At 64.1% G+C, this 16,401-nt stretch carries 7 protein-coding genes; all 7 read right to left on the reverse strand.

What is annotated here, in order from left to right; translation table 11 throughout:
• Window positions 1-62: 62 nt before the first annotated feature.
• Entirely contained in the window at window positions 63-2,303 is a 2,241-nt protein-coding gene (locus GGR03_RS18215) for a putative bifunctional diguanylate cyclase/phosphodiesterase (RefSeq protein WP_183210212.1), read from the reverse strand.
• Window positions 2,300-5,176: a bifunctional diguanylate cyclase/phosphodiesterase gene (locus GGR03_RS18220; RefSeq protein WP_183210213.1), complete on the reverse strand. Its 2,877-nt coding sequence runs from the start codon at window positions 5,174-5,176 to the stop codon at window positions 2,300-2,302. Before GGR03_RS18220 ends, GGR03_RS18215 begins: the two co-directional genes overlap by 4 nt.
• 1,083 nt (window positions 5,177-6,259) lie before the next feature.
• Window positions 6,260-8,638 carry a cellulose synthase gene (locus GGR03_RS18225; RefSeq protein ID WP_183210214.1) on the reverse strand — a complete coding sequence of 793 codons (2,379 nt, stop codon included), beginning with the start codon at window positions 8,636-8,638 and terminating at the stop codon, window positions 6,260-6,262.
• A complete protein-coding gene (locus tag GGR03_RS18230; RefSeq protein ID WP_183210215.1) occupies window positions 8,635-9,687 on the reverse strand; it encodes a family 8 glycosyl hydrolase in 1,053 nt (350 codons plus the stop codon). Before GGR03_RS18230 ends, GGR03_RS18225 begins: the two co-directional genes overlap by 4 nt.
• Window positions 9,687-12,200, reverse strand: a complete 2,514-nt coding sequence (locus GGR03_RS18235; RefSeq protein WP_183210216.1) for a cellulose biosynthesis cyclic di-GMP-binding regulatory protein BcsB — start codon at window positions 12,198-12,200, stop codon at window positions 9,687-9,689. Before GGR03_RS18235 ends, GGR03_RS18230 begins: the two co-directional genes overlap by 1 nt.
• The gene (gene bcsA, locus GGR03_RS18240) at window positions 12,083-14,281 is read right to left on the reverse strand and encodes a UDP-forming cellulose synthase catalytic subunit (RefSeq protein ID WP_183210217.1); all 2,199 of its coding nucleotides are present in this window, start codon (window positions 14,279-14,281) and stop codon (window positions 12,083-12,085) included. The genes GGR03_RS18235 and bcsA overlap by 118 nt, the downstream gene beginning before the upstream one ends.
• Window positions 14,275-15,297, reverse strand: a complete 1,023-nt coding sequence (gene bcsN, locus GGR03_RS18245) for a cellulose biosynthesis protein BcsN (protein ID WP_183210218.1) — start codon at window positions 15,295-15,297, stop codon at window positions 14,275-14,277. Before bcsN ends, bcsA begins: the two co-directional genes overlap by 7 nt.
• Window positions 15,298-16,401 lie beyond the last annotated feature (1,104 nt).

The following is a 16,401-nucleotide window of genomic DNA, read 5'->3' on the forward strand; positions in this document are numbered from 1 at the left end:
CGCATGTGGTCGGGCACTGCAAGGCTGCGCTCCGCAGCCGGCTGTCTGGCGACCAGCACCTCTCACAGTGAGCTACTGTCTAGCCGTGTCCCGATCCCGAGATCTGCCTTGAGCGACCCGGCGCGCAGTAACCGCTCGATCTCTCTAGCGGGCAGCGGTCGGGAAAGCAGGAAGCCCTGTAGCTGATCGCAACCCATGGCGGCTAAGAGATCGCGTTGCCCGGAGGTCTCAACGCCCTCGGCAGTGGTCGTCATGCCGACAGCCTGCGCCAGGTCGACAATGGCCTGCACGATCGCCTCATCCCCTTTGTCACTTCCAAACCCCGCCACGAAGCTTCGGTCGATCTTCAGCCGCTCGGCGTGGAGATTGTGAAGGCGCCCCAGCGACGAGAAGCCCGTGCCGAAGTCGTCGAGCGCGAACCTGACGCCAAGCCCGCGCAGATGCGTGATGTTCTTCTCGCAGTCTGTCGCTCTCTCGCAAAAGGCGCTCTCGGTGATCTCCAACTCAAGGCGTTGCGGAGCCATCCCGTTTGCCGAAAGGATCTGCGCGACCCGGGAGGCGTAGTGCTCGTCGTGCAGTTCGACGATCGAGGCGTTAACCGCGACGGTATCGACGAGCCAGGCCCGAGTGTCGGTGCAGACCTGCTGGAGGACCCATGCACCCAGCCGCAGAATGAGACCCGTCTCCTCGGCCACTGGTATGAACACCGCCGGCGCGATCGATCCTTGAACCGGGTGATGCCACCGCAGCAGGGCTTCGAACCCGGAGATCGTGCCATCGGTCGCGCGGATCAGCGGCTGATAGTACACCTCTAGCTCACCCGGGCGCTCCAACGCGGTTCGTAGATCTCGCTCCATATTTCGGCGGAGTGTGGTCGCTTGGTCCAGTTGGGGGTCGTAGAGTGTATAGCTGCTGCGGCCCGACCGTTTGGAATGATAGAGGGCGACGTCGGCTCTACGGGACAGCTCCTCACGATCGTCCGACGGATTGGACGCCCGGGCGGCTCCGACGCTTGCGCCGACAAACACTTGCGTGCCTTCAAGATCGAAGGGCCGTCTGGTCGTCTCGATCAGGGTCGCGCAATACTCCGCGACCGCTTGTGTCGATGATAGTGAGCGCGTCAGGACAACAAACTCGTCGCCGCCGACGCGGGCAACCGTATCGGCCTCGGTGGTCATCCGACGAAGGCGATCGGCAAACTCCCGCAGGAGTTCGTCGCCGGCAGGATGACCCAGCGTGTCATTCACTTCCTTGAAGTGATCGAGGTCCAGGAAAATCAGCGTAAGGCTCCCGCCCGTCCAGCGGTCGAGAAGCGCTGCATCGAAGCGCTTGGCGAGTTGGGCGCGATTGGCGAGCCCAGTCAGGAGATCGTGGTGGGCGAGATGCCGCACCTCCGCTTCGCTCAGGGATAGATTGATCGAGCGCCGACGCAGCGCCATAAGCAGGATGGCCAGGACGATCAGGCTGGCGATCGCGAGGCCGAGCATGACGGGGCCAACCCGCCATAACACCGTGGACCCGGGACTGAACGGCGTCCACACGAGGTACCCGAGCGGGTGCCCATCGTCCTTGAGAAGAGCGGCCCTTGCCGAGCCCGGGGACGCCTCGGCCTCCCAGGAGAATTTCAGATTATCGAGGAGATAATCTCGTTCCAACAAAGCCGCGAAGGCGCCATCGAGATAGCGCACGGCGACATGCATGTATTCCTCGCCTGGGGCCTGCACGAGGTCACCGGTATCGGAGACGATTGGCTTGATGCTCAGGATGGCCGGGCGACCGTCGATGGTCACGAGGTCTGATGCCCCTAGCGTGAGTGTCCGATCGGATATGCCGTGGGTATCTCCGGCCGCCAAGCGAGACCGCAAGTCGTGTGCAAGGGGCAGGGTCTGCGACTGAACGGCTGCGAAAGCCGACGGATCCTTCTGGACGCCATCGGCAAAAGCATAGATCGGCTGATCTACGGCATTGAGGACGTAGGCGTGGTCGTGCCCGAAATAGCTCGCCATCCAGGAACCCAGATTGGCGTCGATCCACTCCGCACCCCCCGGGTTCTGGACCTCCGTGACGGCGTCGTCCCATACCGTCACGCTTTCCTGGTCATGAGCGATCTTCGATCGGATATCGGCGACCACAACGTCGACCAACATGTGCTGCCGATCGATCGAGACACGATCTGATTCCGAGGCCGACCACCATAGCAGCGACGCCGCAATGCCATTCAGGAGCAACGCCGTAGCCACCGCTGGCAGCATAATCTTCAGGAAGAACAGGCGCCGGCTGGGCTGCGCGAACTTGTCGATCATGGGGTCGTCACGAGGTAGTTGGGGTAACCGGTCGTTGCCGAGGCCGCGCACAATGCCGGAACCCGATCCGCTGGTGATGGTCGACCGAACAGGTAGCCCTGCGCAATGTCGCAGCCCCTGGCGCGCAAGTATTCAGCCTGGGAAAGCGTTTCAACACCTTCTGCAACGGTTTCGATCCGCAGGCTGCGTGCCATCTGAAGTACGGCGTTGACCACGACGGCGCCGGACTCGGCATCGGCGAGGATCGGCGAGACGAATGATTTGTCGATCTTCAAGACGTCCACAGGGAACTGTTGGAGGTGGGTCAGGGAGGCGTAACCGGTCCCGAAGTCGTCCAGAGCGATCGTCATCCCTTCGCTACGCAGCGTCTCAAGCGTCCGGACAACCCTCTCCGTGCTGCGTCCGATGAACACCGACTCCGTCACCTCCAGTTCGAACAGGGCCGCCGACAGATCTTCCGACGAGATGCTGCGAAGAACCCGGTCGGCAAAGTCGCTCCGACGAAAATCCGCAGCCGATGCATTGAAGGCCACGCGGCCAAATTCGACTCCCTCACCACGCCAGCGGACGCAGTCCCGAATTATGCGCTGGAGCATGCAGTCCGTAATACGGGTCGAAAGCTCGACGTCCTCGAAGGCTGCAAAGATGCTGGCGGGGGGCCGGATGTCGCCTGTGTTGTCTTGCCAGCGAAGCAGTGCCTCGAAGCCGACAATCATCCCGGTCCGCAGATTCAATTTGGGCTGATAGAACGGAATGATGCGCTCATCCTCCAGGGCGAGCCGGGCGTTCGAGAGCATTGTGGCGCGAATTTCGGATGCCTGTCGCATCTCGGGATTGAACCCGCGTATGGCACCAGGGTGTTCGCTCTTGGCCGCGTAGAGCGCGAGATCAGCACACTTCAACAGATCACCTGCGGTGTCAGCGTCCCGAGGCCATATTGCGGCGCCGGCACAAACGCTGACGACCATGCGCAAACCGTCAATCAGCATCGTCACCTCAAGTCCTGCGAGTACGTCGCGAACCGTCTCTTCCCGCGCATCCGCCAGTGTTAGTCCAGGCAGAATGATCGCGAACTCGTCGCCGCCCAGACGAGCGACTGTAGCGCCTCGGGGTGCGGAGGCCCTCAGACGATCAGCTACTTCGCACAGTACCGCGTCGCCCGCTGCGTGACCGAGACTGTCGTTGAGCGACTTGAAGTTGTTGAGGTCGATAACCACCAGCCCGACGCAACTTTTGTCTATATTGGCGCGATCGATCGCCTCGTCGATCCGAAGAGCGTATAGCCGGCGATTGGCAAGCTTGGTCAGATTGTCTTCGTGAGCTGCCCGGTGCAGTTCGTTCTCGATGCGTCTCTGTTCGGAGACGTTGAGCATCGATCCTACCAGTCGGACGGGAACGCCATTATCGTCGCGCACGATAAGGCAGCGCGACACCATGCTGAGATATTCGCCGTCATTGCGCCGAAAGCGGTACTCGAGGCTCCATTGGTCGCCGCCACTCTGCAACACGGCCGCCTGGAGCCGTAGGACCCGATCCCGATCGTCCGGATGGATACGTTCGATCCACCACTCCTCAGTTTGCCCGTCCCTTGCCTCGGGGTATCCGAGCACTTCTTCGATCGCGCCGGCCCAAGTGGTTCGACGCCTCTCATACGACCAATCCCAGATTACGTCATTCGTCGCTCGGAAGGCCAGGCGATAGCGTTCCTCGCTTCGTCTCAGCTCCAGTTCTGCGCGCACCTGTTCATCGATGTCCTCGAGCGTGCCGTACCAGGCGATGATTTCTCCGGATGCCGCCCTGCGCGGGCGAGCTCGGGCCCGGAACCAACGATAGCACCCGTCTAGAAGCAGCACCCGGTAACGCGTATCGGCTATCCCGCCGTTCCCTGTCTCCACTGCCCTCCGCCAGAGCGCAACGACATCAGGTAAGTCATCGGGATGGACGGGCGTCCGCCACCCATCGCCGTGAGCTTGCTCAACAGGAATGCCAACCAGTTCCGCCCAGCGGGGGGATATCTCCGAAATCCCGCCGTTGATGTCGGCCAGCCAAGCTATCTGCGGGTTCAGTTCGATCGAGGCACGATGATGGGCCTCGCTCGCCTGAAGATCGGCAAGCGCCTTCAGCAGGCGTTTGCGGTCCTCAGTGGCGACGCGTGCCCGGTTCTGGCTTTGGTAGGCCAGAAACAATGCGACGGCGATGATCAGGATGCTGGTGAAGACGACGATGGACCCGACGGTGCCCAGATCCACGCCGTATAATACTGCCGACGCATTGCCCCGGACAATGGTCATACTGGCCATTGCGATGAAGTGAAGGCAGAGGATGCCGGACCCCAGCGCCACCGCCGACGGCCAAGCCAGTGGCAAACTGGTGGAACGCTTAAGGAGCAAGCCCGCCCCGGCGCAAAGTGTGACGCCTCCCGCCAGCGAGGCGACGACGAAGATGGCGTCGTACTGGACTACGCCGGGAACCTGCAACGCGGCCATGTCCATGTAATGCGCGCACGCCAGCGCGACGCCGACGACTGCCCCGCCCAGCATTCTACGCAAACGCGAATCTTCCGACCAAATGAACCAGCCGAGCACCGACAGCGCCATCGCGGAGACCGCTGATACGAGTGCCACTACTACATTAATGCGCAGGTCGAGTTCCTGCGCGTACCCGATCATTGCTGTGAAGTGGGTGGTCCAGATGCTAATGCCAGTGACGATTCCCGCCAAGATCACCCAGCTACGGCGCTGCACATCCCCGGTTGTCGCTGCCCGTTGAAGCAGCGCCGCACTCGTGAAGCTGCCGAGCACGCACACGACGATGGCGATCGCGACGAAGCGAAGGTCATGCTCGTAAACCAGACATGAATAGACGCGCCACATGAATTGAGCACCGTAAGAGGACCGTCCCGGCGGCTGAATTCATTGCGTCGAGAATCTGTAAACCGAGGGTAATGATCGGCTCTGAGATCATCATTTTCGGAATGATGGACGTATCGTTCCAGATCGATCTGAAGCCAGAGAAAGAGGTCATTCAATGAACACTTAGACTATTATAGATGATCCAATGCAAGTAGTCGATTGCCGCTAGTTATTTCTCGTAACGCGTTGAACATTCTCGCTGCGTCGGAGCGCGAAAGCCGTGCGGTAGAAGCCGGCGTGATCAGGGGACCATTGTTGGCCCGTTGGGGGGTCGTGTGGAAGATGCCCACCGGCTCCCAGCAAACCGAAAAGTCAGAGCTGGTTACGTCCTACACCGCGCCGACAAATCGAACTTGATGTCGGGATATTCCGGCAGAATGCGTTGAAGAGCAGGCGAGAGGATCGCGTCGCTCGCGTGCTCGCGGTGATCCGGATGGATCCCGCCGGCCTTCGCGATACGGGCCGAAGGTGTTCCAGCAATAATTCCTTCGAACAGCGACCCACGGTCGCAGGCCGCCGGGAAACGTCCTGAGACGGGGCGATCAGTAACGCCGTCGGTGGCTTGTCATCCACTCTGACCGTCGCCGCTAGGGTGTATGCGCTTGGCGGCTGCGCAGCCACAGCACCGCGCCGGCGATACCGACGAGGAATCCGGCGCCTGTCCCACTCATGGCTGCAATGCCAATGAACACGAACGGCCCACCGCGTGCGTCACCTCCTGCGAGTTCGAGGGCTGCCACTGCGGCGGCCAATCCGAGAGCCGTGCCGAGGGTTACGCAGCCGATGACGATCAGGAAGAACCCGACATAGTGGACTATGACAGGCGATCGGACAGTCCTGCGCGGCGCGCCCATTCAGCAACGACGCCCAATCCTCGGCATTGCTTGCTCGGCCAGCCTCACGGAACGTCCTCTAGACGATGTCGCAGTCCGGTTCGAAGCCGGCAGCTCGACAGCCTCGTTGCATTCGTTGAGCGCGCTGGCGCACGTCCTCGCCACGCGTTTACCGCCATTGAAGCAGGCGCATGATGAGTATCTTCACTCATCAGTCGGAAGACACAAAAACGCCGGTAGCCGTCTTCAATGCATTGAGGCCGCGGGCAGCCTCGCGGCTACCGGCCTTTGCAGCTGCGGTGAACACCTGTTCTGCGTCGGCGAAGCGACGCAGTTCCAGATAGGCGTAACCTTGCAAGACCATCAGATCGAGCTGGTCGGGGGCGATCCGTGAGCGCTGGTCGAGCGCGATCAAGGCTTCCACGGGGCGCTTGGCCCCAAATGAATCCAGCGCCTGTGCACTGAGGAGCGCCGTCTCCAGCTCGATGCGGCGCTCGCGCGGCTGTGGCTCCCGTGCTGCCGCGACAGCTGCCTTGTCGGCGAGCCCGACCCGCAGATAGGCCAGGGCCTGGCCGTATGCGGCATCGCGCCGCGTCTGGGCGGAACCGGCAAGCAGGGCAATGCCGAAGGACGGCGCCGCCTCGATCGGTCGGTTCAGTTCCATCAGACACCAGCCGCGGTCGAGCGCCGCCTGCGCCGACAGCGTGCGGGGATCGGTGGACGCGCTGCAGCCGCGCGGCGAATTGCGCTGCCGCGGCTGTGCATACTGCGGCGCCGACCGGACGGCGGGTTGCTGCATCGGAGCGGCGGCGTCGGGTGCGGCGGCGGCAGAAGCAGCCGCAGCAGGTGCCGACGAAGCGGTCGGTGCCGCCGGTTGCACAAAGGCCAAGGGCGCCGGAGCGGCTGAGGGAGACGAAGCCTGCATCGCCGCCGCGGTCGCCGCGAGAGCGCCTGATGCGGTCTGCGGCAGCGTCGCGCCGGCCTGGCCGATCTCGGCGATCCGCGGCGAGCGGCCCTGCCAGGCCGCCTTGAGGCGGGCGAGTTCGCCGGCGTCGCCGAGCCGCTGGCTGACAAGCGCCAGGCCGAAGGCGGCCAGCTCGCTGTTGGGCTGCCAGTCGAGCGACTGGGCAAACCACTGCGCCGCCGTCGGCAACTGGTTCAGCCCGTAGGCATACCAGCCGAGCTGCTGGGCGCCGTTGGCATCCTCTGCCTTGGCGACCGCGGCGACGATGGTGCCGAGAACTTCCGGCGACTGGACGATCGGCGGCTCGATGGCGAGGAGGTTAGCCGCCGCCGCGACATAGACGGTGCGGGCCGCATCGGACTCGTCGGCGAACGGGCGGATCACCGCCTCGGCTTCGACCGGCTGCGAGAGCGCCAGCAACGCCAGCGCCAGGCCCTGCGAGGCCTCGGACGTGTCCGCTGCCGCCCGGGCAAGGCGGAACCATGCCTCCGCAGCGGTGGCTTCGTTCCGTCGCAGATAGTACCAGCCGAGCAGTAGCCGGTCGCCCACCGCGCCATCCGCCTCGGCCAGCCGGCGAACGGTTTCGAGGTCGGCCTGGCTGGCCGTTGCGTTCGGGTCGGCGTTGCCGGCATCGACGGCCTGGCGGCTCAGATCGTTGCGGATGGCGGCGAACTCGTCGATTCCGTCCTCGTTCGGCCGCTGCAGCGCGAGCAGGCTGTCCATCGCCGGCCGGTCGAGCCGTTGGATCGCCATCTGCATCGTCGCGAGCCGCTCGCCGGGATTGTCGCAATTGGTGAGGATGTAGCGATAGGCGTCGAGCGCCCGGCCCGGACGCTCGGTCTCCGCGAAGGCCTCGGCCAGCCGCCACAGCACGTCGACCTCGCTGCAGGTCAGGAGGCTGGGCGTGTCCCCAGCGACGCGAACGACGGTGTCGTATTGCTGCAGGTTCGAGGCGTTGACCAGCCTGACGCGCGATTCCGCGACCGCCAGCCGGTCGAGGAGATCGGCCGGCGGCTCCCAGCCCGCTTCGTCCTCCTGCCGTGCCGCGATCGCGGCGCGGACTTCGGCGTATTTATCTCCTGCGTAAAGCTGCCACATGGCGTCGAGCGACGGGTCGCCGAGGTCCGGGACGGACAACGGATCCTCCGGCGGCGTCCAGTCGGGATAGAGCGCCTGCAGGCGGGCGATCTCGGCTTCCAGCCGACGGGAATCGCCGGAGCGGGCAAAATAGCGAAGTGCCGTCTCGTCGACCTGCGGCGGCGTCGTCGGGGCGTCGGCACCCGGCTCTGCCTCTGCCACCAGCGGCGCATCGGCAGCGAACGGAGTCCTGGCGGTCCTGCCACGCGGTAGAACGGGCTCGTCCCCCGAAGCCGCCGCGGCTGGGGCAGCATCCGGCACCGTCTCGCTCGCCTGCGCGCCGGCCTCGGAGACCATCGACCACTGCTCATCGCCGGCGAAGGTCCGCCGGTCATCGCCATCCGACACTGCGCCGGATAGGACATCGGCGCCGACCGGCAGGCGCGAGCGGTCCTCGGCCATGTCGATCCACTGGCTCAGCGCTACCCCGGCAACGAGACCCGCCACCAGCAGCGACAGGCTGCGCCGAGAGGCCGGGGCAGAGCTCATTCGAGGCATTCCGGGTGCGCCTGCGTCGCGTAGGACAAGGACAGGAGATGCAGCGTCGAGGGATAATAGAGGGTCGGCTCGAAGCGCTGCAGCGCCCGTGGGATCGGCGTCGCCTCGAGGACGCAGCCGACGAGCGCCGGGATGATCGCGTAGCCGGGATCGGCGAGCGCGGTCTTGACGTTGCCCGTTGCGATATCGACGATCGCAACCTCGCCCGTCTCGGTGCTCATCCCGTCTGCCAAAGTGCGCAGCAGCGCGTCGTCGGTCACGCCGGCCCGCAGTAGATAGAGCGGTATGCGAAGGGCATTGTAGCCGAACTCTTCCGGGAACCCGTCTGCCGACCGCGGGCGGGTCTGCAGCGACAGCCATTCCGGCGGCAGTCGCCGGGGGCCCAAGAGGGACTGCTGGAGCAGCGCGATCCCGTCGTTCGACACGGCTTGCCAGTCGGTATCCGGGGCGATCTCGGCGAACACCGGGAAGGCCTCGAAGATCCAGTAGGACAGATTGACCACCGGCCCGTCCGGCCGGTCGTCGGTGCCATAACCGACGGCGCCGGGCATGATCACGGTCCGGCCCTGTTGGGTACCGATGAGGCCGGCGATGGCTTCGGCCATCGTGCTGCTCGAGGCCAGCAGTTCGGGCCGCTGCCATTGCCGGCCGGCCAGCGCCAGGGCGTAGGCGATCAGGATGTCGCCGTCGGTGGCGTTGTTCGGGTCGGTGACATGGGGCGTCGCCGCCGGATCCCATTTCCACACCGACAGGCCGTCGTCGCGCAGCAGCAATTCCGTCCGCGTGAACGACCAGATCAAGTCGAATCCTGCCATGTCGTTTGCAAGATAGGCGAGCAGCAGCCCATAGCCTTGGCTCTCGCTGTGGGAGATGTCGCCATTGCCGTCGTCGATGACCCGACCGTCCGGCGCGACGAAGCTCTGCTGGTATGCGGCCCAGTCGGTGGGCCGGATCGAGGCTTGGGCGTCGGCCATCGTCGTAGTCGCGATCAACGCCGCGAAGGCGGCGGCGAGCGACGCGCCCCGGCATGCGGCGTGCATCACTTTCGTCTCCCGAGTTGCGAAACAAAGGCCGTTGTTACGAGCCCCAGCAGAAGGGCGACGATCGCCAGCAGGCCGGCGTAGGAGAGCACGTTCTCCGACAGCCAGTTCGCCGTGACCAGACGCAGGTTCGAGAAGGAGATAGGCTGGGATTGGACCAGGGTAGGGGCCGCTCCGTGAATCTGGGTGAAGGTCTGCGTCGCCGCATCGTAGGTGGTGATGCTGTCGCCGACCTGCCCCCAGCCTTCATGAGCGGTCACTGCCTCGATGCCGGCCGTCAGGTCGGCCGCCGTCGGGGCATTGAACGCGGTCCACACCTTGTCGCCGGAGGGGCTCATACCCTGGGCGATCATCAGCGTTGCCGAGGGCGGCGGCATAAACTCCGCCTCGCCGACCGGGCGCAGCCGGATCTGTTCCGGGATGATGTCGAACTTGGCGGTCATCCAGTCCTGTAATTCGCTCAGCCGCTGGCGCCAGCGCCCCGCCCCGACCTCGCCCTGCCAGCGGGCGGCGATCGCGGCTTCCTCCGCCGACCCTGGGTCCGCTTCAAGGTTGCCCCAGTCGGTCTTGACCGCTTCCGAGACGCTCAGCCGCGGCAGCACGCCAGCCGGCATCTGATCGGCTGTCCCGATGAACAGCGCATCTCGCGCCGCGGCTGCGGCCGCTGACGATTGTATAACAAAGGGCACCGGACGTCCGGCGACGACCGAAAGCCGGCCGAGCAGCGTCGCGGCGGCTGAAATAATAGCCTCGCCGTTTCTGCCACCCCGTTCTATTAGTAGGGGAAATGGGTCGGCCTGGCGGTTGTAAGGCGAACCTACCCCCCGCGTCGGCGAAAGATCCGGGATGCTGCTGATGCGGGCGAAATCCGGAATCTGCAGTTCCGACGTCTCGAAGAGGGCGAAGCGGCTCTTTTCGTCGCCATTTGCGACAGGGCTGCAGGCCGCGTCGTCGGGGGTCATGAGGATCGCTTCGACAACGATCTCGTTGATCCCCGGCTTCAGGTGCCGCATCGTGAAGTCGACGGGGAAGCGATCGAGGACTGCACCCCCGGCGGATCCGAGCGGCAGCGTCGTTGCGATGTTGCCGTTTACATAGATGTCGAAGTGGCTTCCGGCGACGACGTTTCCGGCATATGCCGCATCGAGCAGGATCGTCGCATTGCCATAAGCCTTTGCGTAGAAGTCCGACGGCATACCGACCGTGAAGTCAGCGCGAAAACGCCGTCCGGCGAACTCCTGCGTGTTGATGCCGAGCTCCTGGAACGTCACATTCCGCCCACGGAGGAACAGCGGGCTGTCCGGCGTTCGCCAGGATCGATCCGCGAGAGCGCTCCGGCTGACGGAAATCGGCCGATCAATCGGCGCAAGTATGCGCTGGATTGCGGAGTCGACGTCGCTCCAGGCCGGGCCAGTCACGACGAGTACCGTCACCGACGGATCCTGTCGCAGCGTCACGAAGCCATAGGTCGGCTGAGTCGCGGCGGTGACGGGGATGGTGGTGACGAGGCTGTCGAGATCCGCCGCAGGACCGACCAGCACGGTCATCTCGCCATCACCCGGGATCGGTACATCTCCCCGCACCACCTCCATCGTCTGGTTCGGCATGCTCGCCAGCAGCGCCAGACCCTCCGAAAGCCGGATGATCGTATCGGCGACCGGGCTGATGTCGCCGGAGGGCACGTAGATATGGAAGCGGGTTTTGCCCAGCGCATTGGCGCCTACCGCGCCGATATCCTCCGCTCGCCTGAGCTGCCTGGCGTCCTCGGCGGCAAACTCCAGATAGCTTTGCGCTGGGTCTATGTCGGTCCAAATCTCGTAGGTCGAGGAGATTGTGCAGTCGGTGCGATGTCGGAGCGAGGTGGCGAAACGGATGTCGTTGTCGCCAGGCCGCAGCACGCCGGGCGGAATGACGGCCCTAAGCTGCTTGACGCCTTCGGGAGAGCTGACGGCTTCCTCGATGACCTCCGTGCCGTTGATGGTGATGACGAGTCGCGAAGCCTCAGGGGCGACGAAGATCGCACTTTGATAGCCGACGGCGAGTTCTACCGGCGAAGCGGCTTGCTCAGCAGTCAGAAAGATCGACCAGCTTCGCGCCGCAATCTCCCCCGCCAGCACGAAATTATCCATGGGCAGGATGTGGCGGCGGAATGGACCGGCCGTCTCGGCTCCCGCGTCGTCGTCCACGGTATCCCGAGAGGTTCGAGGGGCGTCAGCGCTCGCTGGCGCCGGCGAGCGTGGCGCAACCGATTCGGAGGGCGTGGCCGGGCGAACGACCGGTGGGCTCGGAGCGGTGGTGTCGGCCGGCCGCTCCGGACTCATGTCGAACGGCGCCGGCTGCGCCTGTAGGGGCATGGTCGCGAGGACCAAAAAGGCAGCGGCACTGAAAAGGCACTTCATGGCGCGCCCACTGTTCTCTGCGTTGGCTTGGCCGACTTCTTCGGACCCATCGCGCCGCGCGCCAGGTAGCTGAGCCCCCGCGACGTTTGGTAGAAGCAAAGCCCGATGAACCATCCTGTTCCCCGTAACAGACCCGGATTACGGCGTCGGCTCAACTGGAACGAACGCCACTGCTCGGAATTAGCGAAGATCAGGTCGGCGATGAGAAAGTGATCGGTGGCGTCGTTGACGACGTAGCTGCATCCGATGGATGCGCCGTCGCTCTCCTTCTGTGCGTTGCGGATCTGCAAGCCGAGGGCCGCGGTCTCGCTGGACGAATGCGGCCGGAATCGCAGTGTGCCCGGTCCATTCTTGAAGGTTTGCAGCGGCGCGTCCCCGAACACCTGGATGCGGGCGCCGCCGACGGATACGTCGTTGATGGTCGCCGGGAAGACCTGGTCGCCGACCAGCATTTCGCAACGCCTTGCGACACCGATCCGCCGGGACGCACTGCGAGCGCCGCGTTCGGAGACCACGCCCAACGCACAGCCGGCAATCAACAGGTTCAAGACGTTCCAGCCGCCGACGACGAGTGTCAGATCGGCCTGGGCCGGCTCGGTGACGACACGCCAGGCGGTCGCGGCAACGCCAAGCAGCAGCACGAAGAAGATGACGAAGAACGGCAGGCTGATCTCCGACAGCCGGCTCGTCAGGATGGATTCATCCTTGGCGGTGACGTTGAAGGTCGGCTTGCGCGGATTGATGAGGACCGAGATCACCGCCGGCAGGAGATGCACCGTCTGGACGTATTCGTAGAGTTCCGAAATCCACGGCCAGCGGAACGACCCATAGAGATAGTTCTGCATCATCAGGTTCACGATGATGTAGGTCGACGTATAGGCGAGGAACTCGCCGCCCGAGGCATTGAAGATCTCAAGCCCGAAAAACAGGTAGAACAGTGGCGCCACCAGGAACATCGCGCGGGGAAATGGAAAGAGCCAGAATAGCGTCGACGACATGTAGCAAAGCCGCTGCGGAAACGAGAGGCCTCGCTTGAACAGCGGAAAGCGAAACAGCATGATCTGCATCATGCCCTGCGCCCAACGGCTGCGCTGCTGGATGAAGCTGGCGAAGGTCGCGGGCTGCAGCCCAGCGATCAGCGGTATGTCGACGTAAAGGCTGTTCCAGCCGCGCGAATGCAGGTCGAGCGCAGTCTCGCAGTCCTCGGTGATGCTGACCCCGCTAAAACCGCCGGCTTCGTCGAGCGCCTCCCGCCGCAGAACGGCTGCCGAGCCGCAGAAGAACGCCGCGTTCCACTTGTCCAGTCCGCGCTGGATGATGCCGTAGAACATCTCGTTTTCCGACGGCATCTTCTCGAAGGTGCGCAGGTTGCGCTCGACCGGATCGGGATTGATAAAGAAATGAGGTGTTTGCACCAGGAACAGGCGCGGATCCTGCTCGAAATAGTTCACCGTCTGGAGCAGAAAGTCGCGCGCCGGAGCATGGTCGGCATCGAAGACGGCGATGAGTTCCGCGTCCGAGTGCAACATCCCGTTGTTGAGATTGCCGGCCTTAGCGTGCTCGTTGCGCTCGCGGGTCAGATAGATGGCACCGAGATCGGCGCAGAGCTGTTTCAAGCTGGTGTTGCGCTTTTCCGCAGCTTGCGAGGTACCGGCGTGCTCCGCGAACCGCTTCTGGTTGGTGCCGCCGTCATCCAGCAGCCAGACCTTCATGCGGTCCGACGGGTAGTCCATCTTCAGGGCGGCTGCGAGGGTGTTGGCAAGCAGCGTGTAGTCTTCGTTGTAGCTCGGCACGAAGACGTCCACCGACGGGAACCGGTCCGAATTGGGCGTGTCCCTCCCGCTCCGCGGCGGAAGCGGCGCCGCCACGACGAACAGGCTCAGCGCCAGCATGAAGACGCTGTACATTTCGGCGAGATACAGCAGGAAGCCCGGAATGAAGTTCTCGAGCTGGTTCACCGGCGGCAGCGTGCTGGTGGTGCGCCAGTAGACGTAACGCAGGACGATCGTGGTGCCGAGCGCGAGCGCGATGAGCCGCCATGTCCCGCCGAGCTTCAGCACCTTCAGCAGCATCATGACACCGAGCACGAGCGTCACGGCGACGAGCTGTGCCTGGAGGCTGATCGGCAGCGTGATCACAAAGAGGGCCAGCGCAGCAGCCAGGATCCAGGCAAATGAGAGGAGGATCTTCAGCATGCGCCCGCCGCCTCCTGCGCGGCTGAGCAAGCTGGGCGTGACGGCATCAGCGGTGCGGGACCCGAGGCAGGTGTCGGTGTGGCTGCGGGCGTCGCCGGCGCAGCATCATCGGTGGTGGAGGCGTTTGTCGGCGGACTCGGAACGGCGGTGGCCGCCGGTGCTTCAGGTGCCGCGCCTGTCGCCGAGGGCGGTGGCGGAATGGGCGGACCGACAGGTGCCGGAAGCGGCTCGGCCGGCACGGCGACGGGCGCCGGCGCCGGACTGGCTGCGCGGCGCACCGGTCGGGTCCGCGCCGGCTGCGCAGGGCGTGCCGGCGTATCCGCAAGCAGAGGTTGGTAGCCGCCGGCACCGGTAGGATAGATCGGCGCGCCGAGTTGGCCGATTGCGGCATCCGGCGACGGCGGGGTGCCATAGGGGTTCCAGGCCCCGCTGGCGAAGAAGGCACGAATCCGCACGCCATACATCACCGACAGCAGGGCTGCCTCGCTGGTGCCACCATCGCACAGGCGCAACCGAAGCTCGATGGCGCCGTTCGAGCGGAAGATCATCGGCGGCCGCGGCGTGCCCGCGATCCGCTGCCAGGCATAGACGCAGGTGTCGCCAGACGCCGCTCGCCCAATCGCGTAACCGAACGGACCATACTCGTTCTGCACGAAGATCGCGGAGCGGGCCATCGTCACGCCGGGAAACGCCGCTCGCATCTCGGCGCCGACGTTGGTCACAGCGAGCGGGCGGTTGCGTAGGTCATCGCGGCCGCGCCCGGTCGCCCCGACAGGGCCGAAGAACTGGACGAGCAAATAGTTTTCCCCGGCACTGCGGCCGTTGGCGCGCAGGACGATTTTCTGTTCGGTCGCGTTTGGGTAGCGTTGTTCAACAACCGCAATGACGGCTGGCCCCCCCACGGGCGGTAAGGCAAATGCCTGCTGCGCATCGACCATCGCTGTTCGAGAAGCCGTTTCAGGCTGACCGACCGAACCGCAGCCCGCCACGAGCCACACGGCGGCGATCGCCGCCAAAGCGCGAGTTCGCCGAACGACGCAACACGTTGTCCAGCCGACGAAAGGCCAGAAGGTGGTTCCTCGCAGACCATGCGTCTCGATGGCACACATCTCCTATGCGATCTGGCTCGACGCTTTTGCGCAGGATCGAAGCTTGCCGTGCCGACTCAGGCACGACGAGGACATTAGCCATAGCGGCGTCTGTGAGGTGGCGCGAGCTAAAGCTCCGCAATAGTTGTAATGATAGCCAAGCACCCAACCCTATGTGCCTGTCATGCAACATTGTTCACAAGGCGCTGCCGGACGGAGGCGCAGCGATCGGTACATCTTTGGAAGGCAGCAACCCCTGCGCCCAATAGAAGTCGTTGGTACCTGCCTCGGCCAGAGCCGGTACGAAGGCATCAGATCATGCCGTACTCTGTGAAGACGCACACAGTGGTGGTCGCCGCGAGCTTCTCGGGCCTTGGAAGGTCGAGCCCCGGCGCACGCCAAGCAGAGCAGGACGTCGCCGGATCCTGCATCAGCTCGCTAAAAAATTACCCCGGCTGCGTAGTTTAATATTGTGCGCCACAACCTCAGAATCCGCGCTCTGTTTAATAGCCGTCGGCAACTGGGGGGCGTCCACCTTATGAGGGTGCCGTTCTCGGACGACTGCGTCTAGGATTTCCCGGGCTCCATCCCGCAGGGGCTCCGGTCATTCGTTGCAGCAACAATGACTTCAGAGAGGGTCACGAGCCGAACGGCGGCTTTCGCGGTTAGCATGTCCAGAATCGGACAGACCGCTTTCGCTCCCCAGGAGGCGATGAAAAGCAACTCCAGCTCGGGTGGGGAGCGGCCTGTCCTCTACCGAACTAGCATCTCAATCCAGCGCTCCGCCGCGTTCGTCGAAAAGACCTGTATCACAGGGGAGCTCTCTGCCTTCAATCCTTTCTCCTGCCTCGCTAGAAAGGACGCTTCATGCGGGCGGTGGCGGCCTGCACCCGTTCCGGCGGCCGTTCTGATCGGGTTGAACGGCTTCCTTGTGCTAGTGACTCTAGCCGCATTTGGCTTTGCGTCACACCATGAGCAGGAAATGCGACAGGACCCCGTAAAGCTAAACATCGGAAAATCTGCTACCCGTAG

It is taken from the genome of Aurantimonas endophytica, from assembly GCF_014196845.1.
Taxonomy (GTDB): Bacteria; Pseudomonadota; Alphaproteobacteria; order Rhizobiales; family Rhizobiaceae; genus Aurantimonas; species Aurantimonas endophytica.